Raw genomic sequence first — 17,260 nt, 5'->3', positions numbered from 1 at the left:
ATGGAACGTATTTTATAAAGAACAATAAAAAAGGTGCTGTACCCAAGTGGATTAAGGGGAAGGTCTGCAAAACCTTTATTTCAGTGGTTCGAATCCACTCTGCACCTCTTTAGAGCATTTTTATCTGTACGTTTTGAAGTTCTAGACTCTGACTAATACGAATGGCGCTGTACCCAAGTGGTCTAAGGGATAGGTTCGCAAAACCTTTATTTCAGTGGTTCGAATCCACTCGGCGCCTCTATACATACAAAATAAAGTACAATAATTTACACATCAATGAAATTTGAAAATCTGATCATGAATGTTGGGTATACGGATACTGGTTATAGCGGTATAGTACAGGTTGTTATATTGAGAATGACTCATATGTCTATGGTAAACTATAGCTATTTGGTGGTTGATCATATTAATAACCAGGCTGTTATTGTAGACCCCGCCTGGGATATGAGAAAAGTAGAGCAGGCCCTGGAGAATACCGAAACAGTTTTAAGCGGGATTTTACTTACACATTCTCATCTTGATCATATTCATTTAGCCAAACCTCTTGCAGAAAAATATCGTTGCCCCATATGGATGTCAAATGAAGAAATTGCATATTCTGGTTATTATGCTCCACGATTAGAGGGCATTAATATAACCCCATGGTCAGTTGGTCAAATACAAATAGAACCTTTATTTACTCCAGGTCATACTCCTGGTAGTATGTGTTATTTAATAGGAAACAGTCTGTTTTCTGGGGATACATTATTTGCCGAAGGTTGCGGCTTATGTTTTGACGTGCAGGGAGCATATAATATGTTTGAAAGTATTGAACATTTAAAAAAAAGGATTACTCCAGATACGCTCATTTTTCCTGGTCATAGTTATGGCAGGGCCCCTGGTCAGAAATTTTCGCAAGTATTGAAGAACAATATATATCTGCAATTTAAAAACAAAAATGATTTTACTGCATATCGCTTAAGAAAGGGACAGAATAAGTTGAACTTTTTTGATTTTCAGTAAAATAAAATCTTAAACCAAAAAGAAGTGTATAATATTTAAATAAATAATAGAAGTTATGTCAAAAGAACATGTTTTTGAAGTAGTAAAAAATGTAATTGTAGAAGTGCTTCCGGATATAAAACCGGACCAGATTCACATCGAAAAAAATCTACGAGAATTGGGTGCTAACTCAATTGATAGGATGGAGGTCGTTACCATGTCGATGGAAGAATTAGATCTGAAAATACCTTTAATGAGTTTCGCTCAAGTAAGTGATATTCAGGGTATGGTAGATGTATTAACAGAGAACTATATGGCATCTGTTGAAAGTAATTAATATCGTTAATAATATCACCAAAGAATATTTAAAACAAATCTAATCATTTTGATTTGTGACTAAAAAGAGATAGACAATGTTGACAACAAATAAAGTTGGAATTACCGGCATGGGAACAGTTTCTTCTATAGGTAATAATGTTTCTACATTTTGTAACTCCCTAAGGAGTGGAAAATCTGGTATTAAAAAAACACCAGCTACAGAGGAACTAAAAGTATCTGTTGATATTGCTGCTAAGATAGAAGGCTTTTCTTTTTCTGATAGTATAGATCGTTTTCAAAATGTATCAGAAGAGAAATGCCAACACGCCAAGCGATTAGGTAGGAGAGCTCCTTTTGTTATCCAAACGTCTATTGTTTCTGCCCTAGAAGCGTGGTCTAATGCCAGACTGCATGATAATAGACCTTTACCAGAACGAGTAGGGCTTATCGTTGCAGGACAAAATAGTACTCAGAATTATCAATATGATTTAATTTCCAAGTTCAGGAAAAATCCAGAATATCTTTCTCCTCGATATGCTCTAGAATTTTTAGAGACCAATCAAGTTGGGGTTTTGAGTGAGTTATTTGATATTAAAGGAGAAGGATTTGCCGTGGGAGGAGCATCTGCCACGGGGAATGTCGGTATTATAAAGGGATATCAACTTGTTCGTGCAGGTTTGGTTGATGTGTGTTTAGTGACCGGCGTAGTTGCTGACCTTTCTCCCATGGATATTCAAGGTTTTATTAACATCGGGGCTATGGGAGGTAAGCAATATCTGGATCAACCAGAAAAAGCTTGCCGTCCTTTTGATACACAACATGAAGGTTTTATTTACGGACAAGCTAGTGCCTGCGTAGTTCTGGAATCTGAAATAAGTGCTAAAAAAAGAGGTGTTTCATTTCTGGCTGAAATCAACGGTTATGCATTAAGCCTTGACAGCAATAGTGCTGCCAATCCAAATGTAGATGGTGAGGCAAAGGCGATGCTTTCAGCATTAAACCAGGCTGGATTATCAGTTTCAGATGTTGATTATATAAATACCCATGGAAGCTCTTCTCCCCTGGGAGATAAAACCGAAGCAGAAGCTATTGGCAAAGCTTTTAAAGATCACACTTCTGATTTGTGGTTAAACTCTACTAAAGGGTTAACCGGGCACTGTTTATATTCAGCAGGCGTAGTAGAGACCATTGCAACAGTTGCGCAAATGCAACAGGGGTTTCTACACCCGAATAAAAACCTGGAAACGCCAGTTTGTGACAATTTGCAGTTTTGTGGTACCGAGGCTATTGACTATGAGTTTGATGTTGCTATGAGTAATTCTTTTGGCTTTGGCGGAATAAATACTTCTATCGTATTAAAAAGAAGATAAAACTAAGATTATAAACCTATATAAAAAACAAGATAAAAATGAAGAAAACATATATGTTTCCCGGGCAAGGTTCCCAGAGAAAAGGAATGGGAGAACAACTTTTTGATGAGTTTCCGGCGCTGACCAAGAAAGCAGATAAAATATTAGGATATTCTATTAAAGAACTTTGTTTAGAAGATCCTAATGATCAGTTGAATCAAACACAATATACTCAACCGGCGTTATATGTTGTAAACGCTTTGTCTTATCAGAAGAAAATTAAGGATGGAGAAAAACAACCAGATTTTTTAGCTGGCCATAGCCTGGGAGAATATAATGCATTGCAGGCAGCAGGCGTGTTTAGTTTTGAAAGCGGTCTTAAACTGGTTAAAAAGAGAGGCGAACTCATGAGCCAGGCTAAAAATGGAGGGATGGCAGCTATTTTAAATTCTTCTGAAGAAAAAATTCAGGAAATACTAAAGGATGCAAACCTAACAACTATCGATATTGCTAACCTAAATGCTTCTTCTCAGATTGTCATTTCTGGTCTAAAAGAAGATATTGAAAAGGCACATCCATTTTTTGAAAAAGCAGATATTATGTTTATACCTTTAAATACCAGCGGAGCATTTCATTCCCGCTATATGAAAGAAGCAGCTGCCGAATTTGAAAAATTTGTAAAGAAAACAAGATTCTATAAACCAAAAATTGAAGTAATTGCTAATGTTACCGGGAAACCTCATTCCCATGGTAATGTAAGTAAACACTTAATAGATCAATTATCCAATAGTGTAAGATGGTCTGAAAGCATGACATATTTGTTGCATCGGGGAGAGATAGAATTTGAAGAACTTGGAGTAGGAGATGTATTGACCAAATTGATTGGATATATCAAAAGAGATTTTGCAAAAATGGCTAAGGAAGAGACCAGTGAAAAGACAGAAGCTGACCAAAAAAAGCATACCCAGGAGATATCCAACGGTTCAAAGACAACAACCAAACCAATTAAAAAAAACAAATCAGTAACGAAAGTAGCAAAGCAAAACAAACTACCTGATCCTGTTAAACTTGTAGAGCAATGGAACGAAGTTTACCCGGTAGGAACACGAGTAATCTCAGATTTTTATGAAAATGAACTAGAAACCAGATCAGAAGCAATAGTATTGTTTGGCCATCGAGCAGCAGTATATGTCAAAGGGTATAATGGATATTTTGATCTAAGAGAGGTAAAACCTGTTCAAAGTAATTAAATGAAAAATAAATTAATATTTATTTTTTTAGATGGAGTTGGTTTAGGAAAAAATGTGAAATCCAACCCATTTACCAAAGCTTTTATGCCTACATTGTTTAGCCTGGTTGGAGAAAAATTAACCGATACCTCAAATGTCGTTAAGCAAAATTTTCTGACAAAAGGAATTGATGCTTGCCTGGGAGTTGAAGGAATACCTCAAAGCGCGACAGGGCAAACTTCTTTATTTACCGGGTATAATGCACAGGCATTTTTAGGGCATCATTTGATGGCATATCCAAATGATCAATTGATTACCATGATCAATAAAAGATCAATTTTTAAATACGCCAAAGAGAATTGTATCAAAAGCATTTTTGCGAACTCCTATACCGATGGGTTTTTTAAATCTTTTGATAAGAATTCTTCAAATTATAGTGTGACTACTCGTTGCGTATTGGCTGCCAAAAATAATTTTAATACGATGACTGATCTTGTCGAAGGTAGAGCTGTACATTGGGATATTACCAACCTTACTTTACAAGATATGCCCAACAATAAGATACCGTTGATAACTCCATTTATAGCCGGAGAAAATTTAAAAAACTTAACAAATGACTATGATTTGATTTTATATGAATGTTTTTTACCGGATTTAATAGGACATAGAAAGGATATGAATAAATCCATCATGTTTCTGGAGATGTTTGATGAATTTCTTCATGGAATAATTTCTGATAAATCAGAAAATATTCATGTTTTAATAACCAGTGATCATGGAAATATTGAAGATCTTTCCTTTGGTGGGCATAGTAAAAATGAGGTTCCGTTTATTTTTATGGGAAAAGAAACACATCACTTTTTAAAAGTGAGTGCCATTAATGAAATATTCAACACTGTATTTACAAAACTATTTGATACAGCCTCTATTACTAAGTTCGAAAAGATTTGAGAATGCACTCTATAGATATTTTTTTTACATCCTTTACAAAACCATTAGAACACAGCCTTTTTTCGGAGTATTTGTCCTTACTACCACCAGGCTTAAGGGAAAAAAATTCAAAATACCTTCGTTGGCAAGATAGACATTCGCATTTGTTCGGGCGATTACTGTTGATCGAAGCATTAAGGAGTTACGATATCAAAAACAACATTTGGGACCTTATCGCATATAGTTCACACAAACGTCCATATTTAACCTTGGATGGATATGATTTCAACATATCTCATTCTGGAGATTATGTGATTTGTGCAATAGGAAAAAATATCAGGCTTGGTATTGATATTGAAGAACACCGAGAGAGAAACTTAAAAGATTTCAGGAACTTAATGACTCTGGATCAATGGGATGAAATTAACAGTGCGAGTTGTTCGTTAAATACGTTTTATAAATATTGGACGATTAAGGAAAGTGTTATTAAGGCAGATGGTCGCGGGTTTTATATCCCTTTAAATGAGCTTGAAGTGACGAATAACACGGTTTGTTTTGAGGATAAATTATGGTTTGTGCAGGATTTTGTATTTACCAAAGGGTATAGTGTAGCAATCGCAACCAATGAGTTATCAACATTTAATATGCATGTTATAAATTTTTATGACTCTTGTATAGTATAGCTCAATGTATAGCATTTATGATTTCAATCTTTTGATCATATTTTAATCTTGTGTCAATCTTTTCATTTTTCGAAGAATAAGATACCTATACAAGAAAGCAATGATTACTTCTTCAATGTACCACTAACTGGAATCATACATAAAAGTTAGTCGAGCGAACAAATTAATTAAAAACTAATTCAAATTAAATTATAGATTATGGATAAGAATGAAAACGAAATTTTTGATTTGATAGCTGCTCACGTGGCTGATATCTCATTGGACATAGCAGATGGTCCGATCATACGTTCTTCAATGTTGTCTCCTCTTGGAATGGATTCTATTGGTAGAGCAGAACTAATTGCAAGGATGCTCGAAGAACTATCATTAACAGCTTCAGCAAGAGATTTTTATAAAGCCAATAATCTTGGCGAACTTGCAATGTTATTTGCAAATAAGCTAAAGGAGCAGTGATTTCAATGCTGTTGACCAAGATTAACAATTGAATATTTTTCATCAAAAACCAGAATTGATATTTTTGACTAAAGGCTTTCAAAAGCTTTTAGATATATCTATATATTTTTTGTTTTCGCTTTGTACTTTTGTACAAAATTAGAAAGACCAGTTAGTCGTGTTTTTTATTACTTATTGAATATTAATACTTATTAAAAAAAGTTTTATAGCAAAAAAAATAGCTTATGTATTTGATAAAAAGTAAAGTAAGATTAGCAGGATTGTTATTTATCGCTGGTATGGTTGCAGGGGTTTTTAGTGTAGCACCATCAATTGATTCTACAAAATATTTAACAGAAGCCGCTGCAAATTCTAATAATGTAATCATAGATGCTTTCTTTCAATTTATGATGTCGCTTGCATATTTAGGAATTGCAATTTTATTATACCCTGTAATCAGAAAGTTTGATGGTAGTTTAGCAATAGGCTTTTTTAGTTTTAGGATAATTTCGGCAACACTCGTAATTTTTGGGACCATATTATTATTGTCCATATTAGCATTAAGCCAGGAGTTTGTATATAATTCACCTCAAAGTTCTCCAGATTTAAAAGCATTAGGAAATGTATTTAAAGTTATGCGGGATTATATAAATCATGTATTTATGGTTCTGGTTTTATGTATAGGAAATTTTATGTTGTATGTTTTATTGGTAAAATCACGATTAGTACCTCGTTGGCTTTCAGTTTGGGGGGTATTCGGTACATTGTTGTCTGCAATAGCAAGTATTTTGATTTTATTTCAGGTTATTGAAATTATCACAGCCGAATACTTAATTTTAAATATTCCAACGGCAATACTAGAATTGATTCTAGGGATATGGTTAATGGTAAACGGATTTGACAAAAGAGCAAATGCAGGAATGCATGAATAAAGAAAGTACCAGAAAACACAAAAGCTCAATACTAATCTTGATTTAGTATTATTTTGTTTAAAAACCTCAATACATATCGTATGTATTGAGGTTTTTATTTTTACTATATGGTATTGATAATCAGATTTTTTTATTTGATATTTTGAAGAGAAGTTAAGAGATATACCTATAAATATTATGGTCATAAGATATAGTGGCTACTTTTTTATGTGAATTTAATTCAGATCTCTGATTTTTAAAATATTAGCATGTTTTGTGTAGATTCTACTCTTCTAATTATTCTAATTTGACAGTATATTTTTTACTTGATACCAGTAAGATTTTTTAAAAAAACAGGATAGAATATTTTTATTTATAATCATTCTTAATAGATTTGCGGCGCATACATTATCTTTATTTATTCTAAATAAGGATAATTTTCTAAATCTATTAATTATAATAAATGAAAAATCAATTACTTATCATTTTAGCATTGCTACTATCAACCTCTTTTTCTTTTTCACAAAACGGAAGTATAAAAGGCACTATCATAGATAACACTCAAACAGCAATACCAGGAGTTAATATTCTGATTAAAAACTCAACTCAAGGAGTGCAATCAGATGAAGACGGAGCTTTTGAAATTACAAACGTTGCAGACGGGGATCATATTCTTGTTGTATCCTATTTAGGATTTAAGACAAAAGAAATCCCTTTTACGATATCGAATAATGAAACCAAAGAATTGGATGCTATTATTCTATATGAAGGAAATGAAATTTTAGCCGAAGTTATAGTAGAAGGTGAGCGCAGAAATAAATTTTCAAGAAAAAAAACAGCCTATGTAGCTAAACTACCCTTAAAAGACTTAGAGAATACTCAGGTTTATAGCACAGTTACTACAGATTTGTTAAAATCACAAGTGGTAACAAACTTTGAAGATGCCTTAAAAAATGCAGTTGGTGTTGAAAAATTATGGTCTTCTACAGGGCGAGGTGGAGATGGAGCCGGATATTATTCTTTACGCGGATTTTCAGTACAACCTCAATTGGTTAATGGAATACCAGGTCTTACCAACGGAACTATTAATGCTGCAAATATTGAAAGAATAGAAGTAGTAAAGGGGCCTTCTGCGACACTATTTGGTAGTGCAGTAACTTCATATGGAGGGCTTATAAATGTTGTTACCAAAAAACCATACATAGGTTTTGGAGGCGAACTTTCTTTTACATCTGGGACCTATGGTTTTAATCAGGTAAGTGGAGATTTTAATACTCCATTAGATAAAAATAATAACATTTATTTTAGATTGAACACATCTTATGCCACAGAACAGAGTTTTCAAGATGCGGGTTTTAGAAAATCTTTTTTTGTAGCTCCATCACTATCTTATCGTGTTAATAATAAATTATCCTTTTCATTTTATGGAGAAATCTCACAGGCAGAACAGACTAATCCTATGTTTTTGTTTTTGAACAGAAGTGCACCTACTCAAGCGAATAACTTAGATGAATTAGGATACAATTATAAATTGTCATTCACGAGTAATGAATTAACCTTAGAAAACCCAACGCAAAATTATCGGGTAGAAATGGATTATAAACTTTCTGATACTTGGCAATCACAAACCGTATTATCAAAAAGTTCGACATCTACAAAAGGGTATTACTCTTATTTGTTTGATTTCGGAGTTTTAGGCAATGACACTTTTTCTCGTTTTATTAGCAAACAAAATTCTAATACCCAGACAACAGATATTCAGCAAAACTTTACAGGAGATTTTAAGTTGGGATCAATTAGAAATAGGGTCGTTTTTGGTATAGATTATTTTAACTCAACTCAAACCAATAATAGTAGCGGCTTTGCTTTTTATGGAAATATAACTCCTGAAGGAGGTTCTAGTGGGGATAATCCTTTTACACCAAATGTAGAGACCGATACATATACGTTATCAGCGGCTAGTGTAGATGCTGCACTCGCATCTCAGGGAATTGCTAATATAAAATCTAAATCGCACATATATAGTGCTTATATTTCTGATGTCGTTAATATTCTTCCATCTTTATCGGCTATGGTAGGTTTACGATTAGACGTATTCGATAATGAAGGCGATCTTGCAAACTTTGAAGATGATTATGATCAAACAGCTTTCTCTCCAAAATTTGGGATTTTATACCAACCTATACTAGATAAATTATCGGTATTTGCTAACTATCAAAATGGATTTACCAATGTTGCACCAGCTTTAGTAGGAGATCCAAATGCTGGTCCACAAACATTACAAACTTTTGATCCAGAGCAGGCTAATCAATTAGAATTTGGTGTTAAGACTAATTTATTTAATAATCGACTAAATGCTTCGGTGAGCTATTATGATATTAAAGTAAAAGATCGTGTTATTACAGATCCCGCTTCACCCTTCAATAAAATACAAGGAGGAGAAGTAGAAAGTAGCGGTTTTGAAATTGAAGTAAATGCTAGCCCTATTGATGGCCTTAATATTAGAGCAGGTTTTAGCAATAATGATAGTGAAACTACAAAATCTGATAATGCAGAAATATTAAACCGTAGACCATTAGAAGCTGGCCCCGAGACACTTTATAACTTTTGGACGAGTTATGAATTTCAAAAAGGTAAACTAGATGGTTTTGGATTGGGCTTAGGTTTCAATGGTGCGAGTGAGCGTTTTGCAATCAACTATGCATCCACCGGAGAGTTTATTCTTCCGAGTTATACTGTTGCTAATGCTTCTATTTTTTATCAAGTTAAAAAGTATAGAATCAGCCTAAAACTGAACAATGCATTTAATAAAGAATATTACAAAGGTTGGTCAACTATAACACCCCAATCTCCGAGAGCTATATATGCAAATTTAATATATAAGTTTTAAAATAATTTAATAGGAAACCACTCTAAATATTTTATTTAGAGTGGTTTGGTTTATAAAAATAGAATGATAACAGTTAGTATATTATTAATTTTTTTTGGAAGTTTTTTATTATACCACACCTCAAAAATGGTACTAATAAGCTATGATTTGCCTATTGAAAAATGGATTCAATTAAATAGAGTCATTTCAAAGGTAATAGCGATTGTGCTTTTATTGGTTTCATTGATCACTATCGTGATTTCTTTTGGAAGAACATCGGGAGTTTTGTTTTGGTTTTTTTTGATGCTAATGATTTTAGGATTGATCATCATTATGGCTCCATTTAAAAAAGTAACGTACAAACAGGTTTCAATTTTATTCTTAGTGTTATTAATACTTGAATTCATATTATAAATTATGCCGGCAAACCCAAAATATTTAGATAAATCTCCCTGGCAACAATTTGCTAAAATTTCGGCAGGAATTTTAGGGGGTTACATTATTTCTGCATTATTGCATATGTGCTTACCACTTTGGTTGCCTAATCCACATGAGATTTTAATTACCTCAATATTTACGTTGTTTATCGTTTGGTGTGCACTTCTAATTGTTCCTTTTTTATTTAAAAATGGATGGAAAGCTTGGTTACTATATATAGTAGTAGCGATAGTATTGTTTGGGATGTATCATTTAGGAAATCAAAATAATCCTTTTGTATAATGAGTAAGAGAAATCATAATATATTCTTTAATACACATACGGTAAGTGGTATAGTGATTAGTGTCGCTTTATACATTATATTTTTTGCGGGAGCATTTGCTTTATTTAAAGAAGAAATTGCAATATGGGAAGAAGGAAAATCTATAAGTCATGTTGAAAGAAGTGATATTGATTATGATAAAATATTTAAAACGCTAGATGATCAATATGAATTAACGGGTAGAGATTTACAACTTAACTTTGGAGAAGACCGTGACCATATTTATGTTTTCATGGGAGCGAGCAAAGACTCACTGGCATCAGAAAAAGGAAAACAGCCTAATTATTTCTATGTTGATATTAATTCTGTCGATACCAAAACATATCCAGAACAATACAGTTTGGGAGAGTTTTTATATCGATTGCACTTTTTTGCGCAACTACCTTCAATCGGGATATACCTAGCCGGTTTTGTAGCACTATTCTTCTTATTTGCTATCGTTACCGGAGTCATTGTTCATTGGAAAAAAATCATTCCTAATTTTTATACGTTTAATCCAAAAGCAGCTTTGAAACGTGTTTGGGTAGATGCTCATACTGCTCTTGGAGTAATAGGACTACCTTTTCAGTTCATTTTTGCAGTTACGGGGGCCTATTTTTGTTTAAGTATTTTGGTATTACTTCCTGCTAATACCTTATATAATAATGATCAAACCAAATTAATGGAGGACTTACGTCCCGAACGAAAAACGTATGAGTGGATTGCCAGAGCAGAAAAAGAAATTCCTAGTTTTAATGCTTTTTCGAAAAATACAACAAGTGATCGATCAGATTTTCACCTAACTAGAGGTTTTGTAAAAAACTATGGAGGCACTAATATGAAATTTGGTGTAATTGGTGAGTACAAAGATAATAAGCGCTTTATTGGTACAGGTCGTACTGTGCTTGATGTTTTTTCGGGAGAAATAGAAGAACAGAAAAATCCTGATAAAACGGTGTATAAAGAAGATGTTCAGCGTGTTATAAGTCGCTTGCATTTTGGTGATTATGGAGGAATCCCAATGAAAATTATCTATTTCGTTTTAGCAATGATAACGTGTTTTGTTATTATTACCGGAGTTTTAATTTGGATTGAGGCGCGTAATAAAAAGGGCATGACAATTAGCCAAAGATTATATACCGCTAAGGTAGGTCACATTTATTTAGCTATTTGTTTATCAATGCTTCCTGTAACTGCATTGGCATTTTTATTTGTCAAATTTTCAAATGGTTATTTTGAAGATAAGCAAACCGCGATCTATTACTTTTATTTTATTGTATGGTTGATAGTTATTTTCTTTTTTCGATTTAAGAGAGATAATTATGCTACCAATAAATATAGTTTATTACTTGGAGCCATTTTTGGCTTTCTGATCCCGATTAGTAATGGAATTATATCTGGAAATTGGATATGGAATACTTTTACTCAACATCAATTTGAAATTGTATTGGTTGATGTGCTATGGATTATAATTGCTTCAATTTCACTTGTTTTTTACTTTAAGATACAACCTCAAGTAAAAGCACAAAGTTCCTTTAATAAAAACCAGATAGATTATAAAAATATTTCAGCGTTAAAAGCTGAAGCAAAACAAAATAGTAGCAATGATATAGAAGCTACTAAATTAGAGGTAAAAGACGACAATCATAATTCTATACCTATGAGAACAAAAATTATCACATTATGGATATTTATTATCCTTGGATTTATATTTCATCACATTTACGGATTGGCTAATGTGTTTTTTAAAGAATCAGTGTTTATTGAAGGTTCAACCGGAGAAACGCCTTTTTGGGCACATCAGTGGCGTATTTTGATGGAAGGATTGGCCTTCTTGTTTGCAGTAATGACCGTGCAAGTATCTAAAAAATGGTTTCGATGGGTTTCATTTATTTGGGGAATTATTGTAGCCTTATTTAATGTGTACCATGTTATTGAAGCAATGATGCATGAAGCTACTAATTACTCTGAGATTTTCATATTACTCTTAATGGCAGTTGCGAGTATCTTTTTAGTTATAAATTTAAATAAGTGGAAAAATATTCAAGTAGCATAAAATAGCTTTCCAATTTGCAGAAATAGCAAATGTAGGTGATCAGCAATAAAAAAAGCCTGGGTTTTATCCGGGCTTTTTTTATTCCCGAATTCCTTAATGTACAGTAGCCCAAACAGGAGTATATTCTGAGTTTGAAGAATTTGTAATTTGTTTTATATCATTTCCATCAATTTTGGTAACAAATAAATCAAAATTATCTGTTGTTATATTTGTAAAGACGATGGCCGAACTGTCGGGAGACCAGGATGATTTAAATCTCCAATACATATTACGATCCTTATAGTAATTGTAGCTATTGTAAGTACTTTGTAGCGTACTGGTCAAATTAATTTGATTTGTACCAGTGATATCCATTTTATACAGATCTAAATACCCATTTCTATCAGAAAAAAAAGCAATATATTTCCCATCAGGAGATACAGATGGTGCAAAATCATTTCCAGATATATTGTTAGTTAAATTTGTAACTTTTTTATTTTTTAAAGCGATACTGTAGATATCGTTTATCCCGTTTTTATCGCTATAGAAAATTATATGGCGACCATCTGCAGACCATACAGGAATTCTATTTTCTTTTCCCATATTGTTGGTAAGTATTGTTTCATCTTTTCCATTTTTATCGGCTATAAAAATATGAGTGTTTCTTCCAACATTTTTTTCATAAACAATCATATCTCCTTTTGGAGAAAAAACACCATTAGTGTAATAGTTTGATGAATAACTAATTTTTTTTGTAGAGGCAGTTACAAGGTTATAAAGAGCCAATTTCCAACCACCATATCGATACGTATTAAATAGAATTGTTTTTCCGTCTGGTGATATATTGGGGTTATATTCTCCCATTCCCGATGAATAAGGAATAACTACTTTTTCGGTAGAACCGTTAGGATCTATACTCAATATAGACCATCCTCTATCATTACCTTGCTTTCTAGCAAAAAGAATTTTGGATTGAGAATATCCTACACTAGTTATCAGGCAAAAAAGAAAAGTTGTTTTAAGTAAATTCATTGGTTTTAATTCTCTGCTTTTTTAAGTAACAAGTTGTCTAACTCTTCAGTATAGGTGTCAATTATCTTATACTGTACATCTATATTCAAACTCTTTAATTTTTTAACTATATTTTGTTTTACTTGTGACGCATTTTTATCTTTTTTAGTGTAAAACAATCGTATAGGGATTTTTAGTTGTGTCAATAGAGTATACTCTTTATTGTTATAATGTTCCCAATAATTACTTGATAATAGCGTAAGAGAGGCAGGGGGATACTCTAAGGCAGTGATATATGTTTGTGCAGGAATACACCCATCTTTATATCCTATAAAATGAATTTTTTGGTGTTTTACTTTATAGCTTTTCTTTACGAATTTTAGAAAATCGTTGAAACCATGATGAATAGGATGACTTAGCCAATCTGGTTCATTAACAGGGACTTTGGGGATAATAATTATATAATCATAATTTTTATGATTCTTCCATAGGTTGTTTACCGACCAAATTGTTTGATCGTTTTTAGCATCAACAGCAGCAAATGCTACTGCTGTATTATATGATTTGTTATTATCATAACCTTTGGGGAGTAACACGGTATACTCGAATGTAATACCATTAAATGCTTTATATCTTTTAAATCCTTTGGTCTGTGCTGATAAAAAGCTTGTATTTACAAAAAGTGCTACTATATATATTAAAAATGCTTTCATTTTAAGTTTTTAAGAATGTGAGAACCTTGTTTCACAACAAAATTATAGAAGATACACTACTAAAAAAACCGATTTGTGATGAATGGTTGATGATGTGACGGTTGGTTAGTTTAGATCATTTTTTTATGATGAATAAAGCAAATTATCACAAAGTTAACGGTCTGTCACAATCTTCTTTCTAAGGGTATACTCCTGTAATAATTTTACATCAATAAATAAATTATAAAATCATATTTAAAAATGTTAAACGGTAAATCTATCAACATGAAAACATTAAAAATTAATCTATGGTTTGTCACTGTTTTGTTATTGACAACTTATAGTTATGCACAGGCCGTAGTAACTACTCCTAAGCGAAGTCCGAGAGCCGAGTTTAGTCAAACCTTCGGCATCACAAAGGTTACTATTAATTATGGAGCACCAAAAGTAAAAGTAGTAAGAGGGGACAGAACAGGTAAAATTTGGGGACAACTAATACCTTTTGGATTACAAAAAATAAATTTTGCTGGTAAAGGAGAAATCCCATGGAGAGCAGGAGCAGATGAAAATACTACTATTACTTTTAGTACGGATGTTAAAGTAGAAGGTAAAGATTTAAAAACCGGAACGTATGGTTTACATATGATCATTAATGACGAGAAAAATGTAACAGTGATCTTTTCTAAAAATACCAGCTCATGGGGAAGTTTTTGGTATACTCCAGATGAAGATGTTTTACGAGTAGATGTAGTAATGCGAGACAATGCATTTCATGATGTACTAAATTATAGTGTGACTAAATTAGATACCAAACAGGCCGAATTTTCTCTAAGTTGGGAGAATAAACAAATCCCATTTAATGTAAGTGCAGATACACCAGTATTGGTTACCGATAACCTAAAAGATGAATTGAGAGGACAATTTGGTTTCGGGTGGAAAGGTAAGTTCCAGGCGGCTCAATACCTTACAAGGGTAAACCACGAACCAGAATTGGCATTACAGTGGATAAATGAATCTATTGGAGTACAGAAAACGTTTCAAAATTTAAGTGTAAAGGCTAATATCCTGTTTCAACAAGGAAAAATGAAAGAAGCTATGCCTCTTTTAGATGAAGCTGCAGACATGGCAAATAATAATCAATTAAATGGATTAGGATATTTACTTATGACAAATAAGCAGTTGGATAAAGCTATATCTTATTTCCAATTAAATGTAAAACGAAACCCTAAAGATGCAAATGTGTATAATAGTTTAGGGGAGGCATATAAAGCTAAAGGTCAAAACAAAGAAGCGCTTAAAATGTTTAAAAAGTCGAATACATTAAATCCTCCAAAATTTGTAAAGGATAGTAATGATCAATTTATTAAAGAATTACAAGGCAAATAATAGTTGAATCATAAAAAATCTAATTCTCTAGAGATTGATTGATGATTGTGTTATCTAGAGTAGCCGGCAGAAATAATATCTTTTTTGATATCATATTCTTTATTGGCATAGCATAATTTAGAATATCCAATCGAGATTTTATCTGCTGGCTTTATCGTATAAGCTCTTACCATTTCATTTGTGGGATTACCCGGAAAATTAAATGTTGCTTTTACTGCTAAATCAATAGTTTGATCCGTCGTATTTAATAGATAAATAACATCACCACATTTGTTTACTTCCTTTTCAAATTTTAAAAAAGAAATAGCTTCCTGACCATACAAATCACCATGTGCATCAAAACCACCGTTATTGTTGTCGTATAGTAAATGATAAATTTCTATATAAGTTAATTCACTAATATCTTTTGAATTAGAATTTGCCGAAGCATTTTTTTCATTCTTACAATTATGAAATAGTATTAAAAAAGAACATAAAACGAAGAAAACTTTTAATTTCATAAAATGGTAATTTCTATTAAACAAATGATTATAATAATATATAACTACTTTTAAAAGGAATTTCTAATAACAAATGTATAGTTTTTAATTTTGGCGTTTCATTTTTTAAATTATAAAAATCTTCCTATATCTGTAAAAAAGATAGTTTTAACAGCATTGGCTGTTAGCGTATTTTTTATTTTAAAAGCCTATACAAATCATCTGGTTAATCAATTTAATTATCCATTTAGTTGGCTGCTGATTTCTCTAAAAATAAGTATTGCATATTTACTTTGGGTAGTTTTGACTCCGCTTGTATATTCTATGGTAAATATACTTCAAGATAATAGTATAACTATTTTTTATAAAACTCTAAAAATCATAATTGGCTGTATTGTATTAGCTGTTTTTCATCAAATTTTGAGCTCGCGAATAGACGATTTTATAAATTATCTTAATAACGGTTATATGAAATCTTTTTTAGGGCGTAATAGTGTAACTGTACTTGTTGTGGGAAGTTTTTCCAGTTTTATAGAATTGCTTGTGATTATTGCTTCTTTTTTAGCGTTAGATTATCAAAAAAAATATATACGAAATCAAAAAGAATTAATTGCTGCGCAGTTAAATGCACTACGAATGCAATTGCAACCGCATTTTTTGTTTAACACCTTACATTCTATCGCTGCAATGATAGATATTGATACCAAAAATGCACAGAAAATGCTAAGTAAGCTAGGTGGTTTACTACGTAATGTATTAGAATATGATGCAGAACAGATGGTAATGGTAGCCGATGAATTAAATTTCATTAAAAATTACTTGGATTTAGAACAAGTTCGTTACCAAGACAGAGTAACCATAGATTATGATATTTCTGATGATATTTTGGATGTAAAAATTCCGAATATGATTTTTCAACCTTTAGTAGAAAATGCGGTAAAATATGGGATAATGCCAACAATTGATGATGGAGAAATAGCCATTACAATTAAGCAAGAGCATTGTAAAACCCTACAGGAAAATGCGTTGATTTTACAAATTACAAACACGTATAATTCTAAAAATACCATAGAGAAACCATTAGGTACAGGAGTCGGGTTAGTAAATATTAGAAAAAGATTACAGCAGTTTTATCAAAATCGTTTTGTGTTTACTTCATATTTTCAAACTAAAGAATTATACGTCGCAAGAATCACAATACCAATTAGTACATAGT

The 17,260-nt window shown here is 32.2% G+C and carries 17 protein-coding genes and 2 tRNA genes; 15 read left to right on the top strand and 4 right to left on the bottom strand.

Going from position 1 to position 17,260, the window contains the following annotated elements:
- Positions 1-32: 32 nt before the first annotated feature.
- From ATO12_RS20920 to ATO12_RS20870, 11 genes are all read left to right on the top strand, one after another.
- Positions 33-107: transfer RNA gene (locus tag ATO12_RS20920), tRNA-Cys, on the top strand.
- 56 nt (positions 108-163) lie between these two features.
- Positions 164-238 (top strand) — tRNA-Cys (locus ATO12_RS20915).
- A gap of 38 nt (positions 239-276) precedes the next feature.
- Positions 277-1,002: an MBL fold metallo-hydrolase gene (locus ATO12_RS20910; protein ID WP_034246198.1), complete on the top strand. Its 726-nt coding sequence runs from the start codon at positions 277-279 to the stop codon at positions 1,000-1,002.
- Between the two features lie 55 nt (positions 1,003-1,057).
- The gene (locus ATO12_RS20905; RefSeq protein ID WP_034246195.1) at positions 1,058-1,318 is read left to right on the top strand and encodes an acyl carrier protein; all 261 of its coding nucleotides are present in this window, start codon (positions 1,058-1,060) and stop codon (positions 1,316-1,318) included.
- A gap of 76 nt (positions 1,319-1,394) precedes the next feature.
- The gene (locus ATO12_RS20900; protein WP_034246192.1) at positions 1,395-2,669 is read left to right on the top strand and encodes a beta-ketoacyl synthase N-terminal-like domain-containing protein; all 1,275 of its coding nucleotides are present in this window, start codon (positions 1,395-1,397) and stop codon (positions 2,667-2,669) included.
- A 38-nt stretch (positions 2,670-2,707) separates the two neighbouring features.
- Positions 2,708-3,898, top strand: coding sequence for an ACP S-malonyltransferase (fabD, locus tag ATO12_RS20895; protein ID WP_034246189.1), 1,191 nt, complete (start codon positions 2,708-2,710; stop codon positions 3,896-3,898).
- Complete coding sequence (locus tag ATO12_RS20890) at positions 3,899-4,828, top strand: phosphoglyceromutase (RefSeq protein ID WP_034246185.1); 930 nt, start codon at positions 3,899-3,901, stop codon at positions 4,826-4,828.
- 2 nt (positions 4,829-4,830) lie between these two features.
- Complete coding sequence (locus tag ATO12_RS20885) at positions 4,831-5,490, top strand: 4'-phosphopantetheinyl transferase family protein (protein WP_034246182.1); 660 nt, start codon at positions 4,831-4,833, stop codon at positions 5,488-5,490.
- Between the two features lie 198 nt (positions 5,491-5,688).
- Positions 5,689-5,943 (top strand): phosphopantetheine-binding protein, encoded by a 255-nt coding sequence (locus ATO12_RS20880; protein WP_034246179.1) that lies wholly within the window; start codon positions 5,689-5,691, stop codon positions 5,941-5,943.
- A 224-nt stretch (positions 5,944-6,167) separates the two neighbouring features.
- The gene (locus ATO12_RS20875) at positions 6,168-6,854 is read left to right on the top strand and encodes a DUF4386 domain-containing protein (RefSeq protein ID WP_034246176.1); all 687 of its coding nucleotides are present in this window, start codon (positions 6,168-6,170) and stop codon (positions 6,852-6,854) included.
- Positions 6,855-7,296: 442 nt separating this feature from the next.
- Complete coding sequence (locus ATO12_RS20870) at positions 7,297-9,723, top strand: TonB-dependent receptor (protein WP_034246174.1); 2,427 nt, start codon at positions 7,297-7,299, stop codon at positions 9,721-9,723.
- Between the two features lie 167 nt (positions 9,724-9,890).
- Here ATO12_RS20870 and ATO12_RS20865 read toward each other — a convergent pair whose 3' ends face one another.
- Positions 9,891-10,109, bottom strand: a complete 219-nt coding sequence (locus tag ATO12_RS20865; RefSeq protein ID WP_034246172.1) for a hypothetical protein — start codon at positions 10,107-10,109, stop codon at positions 9,891-9,893.
- Positions 10,110-10,119: 10 nt separating this feature from the next.
- Between ATO12_RS20865 and ATO12_RS20860 the strand changes: the two genes are divergently transcribed.
- Together ATO12_RS20860 and ATO12_RS20855 are read left to right on the top strand one after the other, a co-directional pair.
- Positions 10,120-10,422 (top strand): hypothetical protein, encoded by a 303-nt coding sequence (locus ATO12_RS20860; protein ID WP_034246161.1) that lies wholly within the window; start codon positions 10,120-10,122, stop codon positions 10,420-10,422.
- Positions 10,422-12,497, top strand: coding sequence for a PepSY-associated TM helix domain-containing protein (locus ATO12_RS20855; RefSeq protein WP_034246159.1), 2,076 nt, complete (start codon positions 10,422-10,424; stop codon positions 12,495-12,497). The genes ATO12_RS20860 and ATO12_RS20855 overlap by 1 nt, the downstream gene beginning before the upstream one ends.
- Positions 12,498-12,590: 93 nt before the next feature.
- Here the strand turns inward: ATO12_RS20855 and ATO12_RS25130 are convergent, their stop codons facing one another.
- Positions 12,591-13,508 carry a TolB family protein gene (locus tag ATO12_RS25130; protein ID WP_051575997.1) on the bottom strand — a complete coding sequence of 306 codons (918 nt, stop codon included), beginning with the start codon at positions 13,506-13,508 and terminating at the stop codon, positions 12,591-12,593.
- A gap of 5 nt (positions 13,509-13,513) precedes the next feature.
- Positions 13,514-14,200: a hypothetical protein gene (locus ATO12_RS20845; RefSeq protein WP_034246156.1), complete on the bottom strand. Its 687-nt coding sequence runs from the start codon at positions 14,198-14,200 to the stop codon at positions 13,514-13,516.
- A gap of 264 nt (positions 14,201-14,464) precedes the next feature.
- On the opposite strand from ATO12_RS20845, the gene ATO12_RS20840 reads away from it, so the two are divergent.
- Positions 14,465-15,565, top strand: coding sequence for a DUF2911 domain-containing protein (locus ATO12_RS20840; RefSeq protein WP_165583430.1), 1,101 nt, complete (start codon positions 14,465-14,467; stop codon positions 15,563-15,565).
- A gap of 50 nt (positions 15,566-15,615) precedes the next feature.
- Here ATO12_RS20840 and ATO12_RS20835 read toward each other — a convergent pair whose 3' ends face one another.
- On the bottom strand, positions 15,616-16,065 hold the full coding sequence (locus tag ATO12_RS20835) for a hypothetical protein (protein WP_034246154.1): 450 nt from the start codon (positions 16,063-16,065) through the stop codon (positions 15,616-15,618).
- Positions 16,066-16,512: 447 nt separating this feature from the next.
- Between ATO12_RS20835 and ATO12_RS20830 the strand changes: the two genes are divergently transcribed.
- Positions 16,513-17,259, top strand: a complete 747-nt coding sequence (locus ATO12_RS20830; protein WP_165583429.1) for a sensor histidine kinase — start codon at positions 16,513-16,515, stop codon at positions 17,257-17,259.
- The last annotated feature ends 1 nt before the right edge of the window (position 17,260 follow it).

It is taken from the genome of Aquimarina atlantica (assembly GCF_000626715.1).
Taxonomy (GTDB): Bacteria; Bacteroidota; Bacteroidia; order Flavobacteriales; family Flavobacteriaceae; genus Aquimarina; species Aquimarina atlantica.
Note: the sequence above shows the minus strand (reverse complement) of the source record. Positions and strands in the feature narration are given on the sequence as shown.

Coding starts and splice junctions, on each gene's coding strand:
- ATO12_RS20870 (WP_034246174.1), top strand. CDS start 7,297: ATGAAAAATCAATTACTTATCATTTTAGCATTGCTACTATCAACCTCT.
- ATO12_RS20830 (WP_165583429.1), top strand. CDS start 16,513: ATGAAATCTTTTTTAGGGCGTAATAGTGTAACTGTACTTGTTGTGGGA.
- fabD (WP_034246189.1), top strand. CDS start 2,708: ATGAAGAAAACATATATGTTTCCCGGGCAAGGTTCCCAGAGAAAAGGA.
- ATO12_RS20835 (WP_034246154.1), bottom strand. CDS start 16,065: ATGAAATTAAAAGTTTTCTTCGTTTTATGTTCTTTTTTAATACTATTT.
- ATO12_RS20880 (WP_034246179.1), top strand. CDS start 5,689: ATGGATAAGAATGAAAACGAAATTTTTGATTTGATAGCTGCTCACGTG.
- ATO12_RS20840 (WP_165583430.1), top strand. CDS start 14,465: ATGAAAACATTAAAAATTAATCTATGGTTTGTCACTGTTTTGTTATTG.
- ATO12_RS20900 (WP_034246192.1), top strand. CDS start 1,395: ATGTTGACAACAAATAAAGTTGGAATTACCGGCATGGGAACAGTTTCT.
- ATO12_RS20855 (WP_034246159.1), top strand. CDS start 10,422: ATGAGTAAGAGAAATCATAATATATTCTTTAATACACATACGGTAAGT.
- ATO12_RS20875 (WP_034246176.1), top strand. CDS start 6,168: ATGTATTTGATAAAAAGTAAAGTAAGATTAGCAGGATTGTTATTTATC.
- ATO12_RS25130 (WP_051575997.1), bottom strand. CDS start 13,508: ATGAATTTACTTAAAACAACTTTTCTTTTTTGCCTGATAACTAGTGTA.
- ATO12_RS20890 (WP_034246185.1), top strand. CDS start 3,899: ATGAAAAATAAATTAATATTTATTTTTTTAGATGGAGTTGGTTTAGGA.
- ATO12_RS20860 (WP_034246161.1), top strand. CDS start 10,120: ATGCCGGCAAACCCAAAATATTTAGATAAATCTCCCTGGCAACAATTT.
- ATO12_RS20885 (WP_034246182.1), top strand. CDS start 4,831: ATGCACTCTATAGATATTTTTTTTACATCCTTTACAAAACCATTAGAA.
- ATO12_RS20845 (WP_034246156.1), bottom strand. CDS start 14,200: ATGAAAGCATTTTTAATATATATAGTAGCACTTTTTGTAAATACAAGC.
- ATO12_RS20905 (WP_034246195.1), top strand. CDS start 1,058: ATGTCAAAAGAACATGTTTTTGAAGTAGTAAAAAATGTAATTGTAGAA.
- ATO12_RS20865 (WP_034246172.1), bottom strand. CDS start 10,109: ATGAATTCAAGTATTAATAACACTAAGAATAAAATTGAAACCTGTTTG.
- ATO12_RS20910 (WP_034246198.1), top strand. CDS start 277: ATGAAATTTGAAAATCTGATCATGAATGTTGGGTATACGGATACTGGT.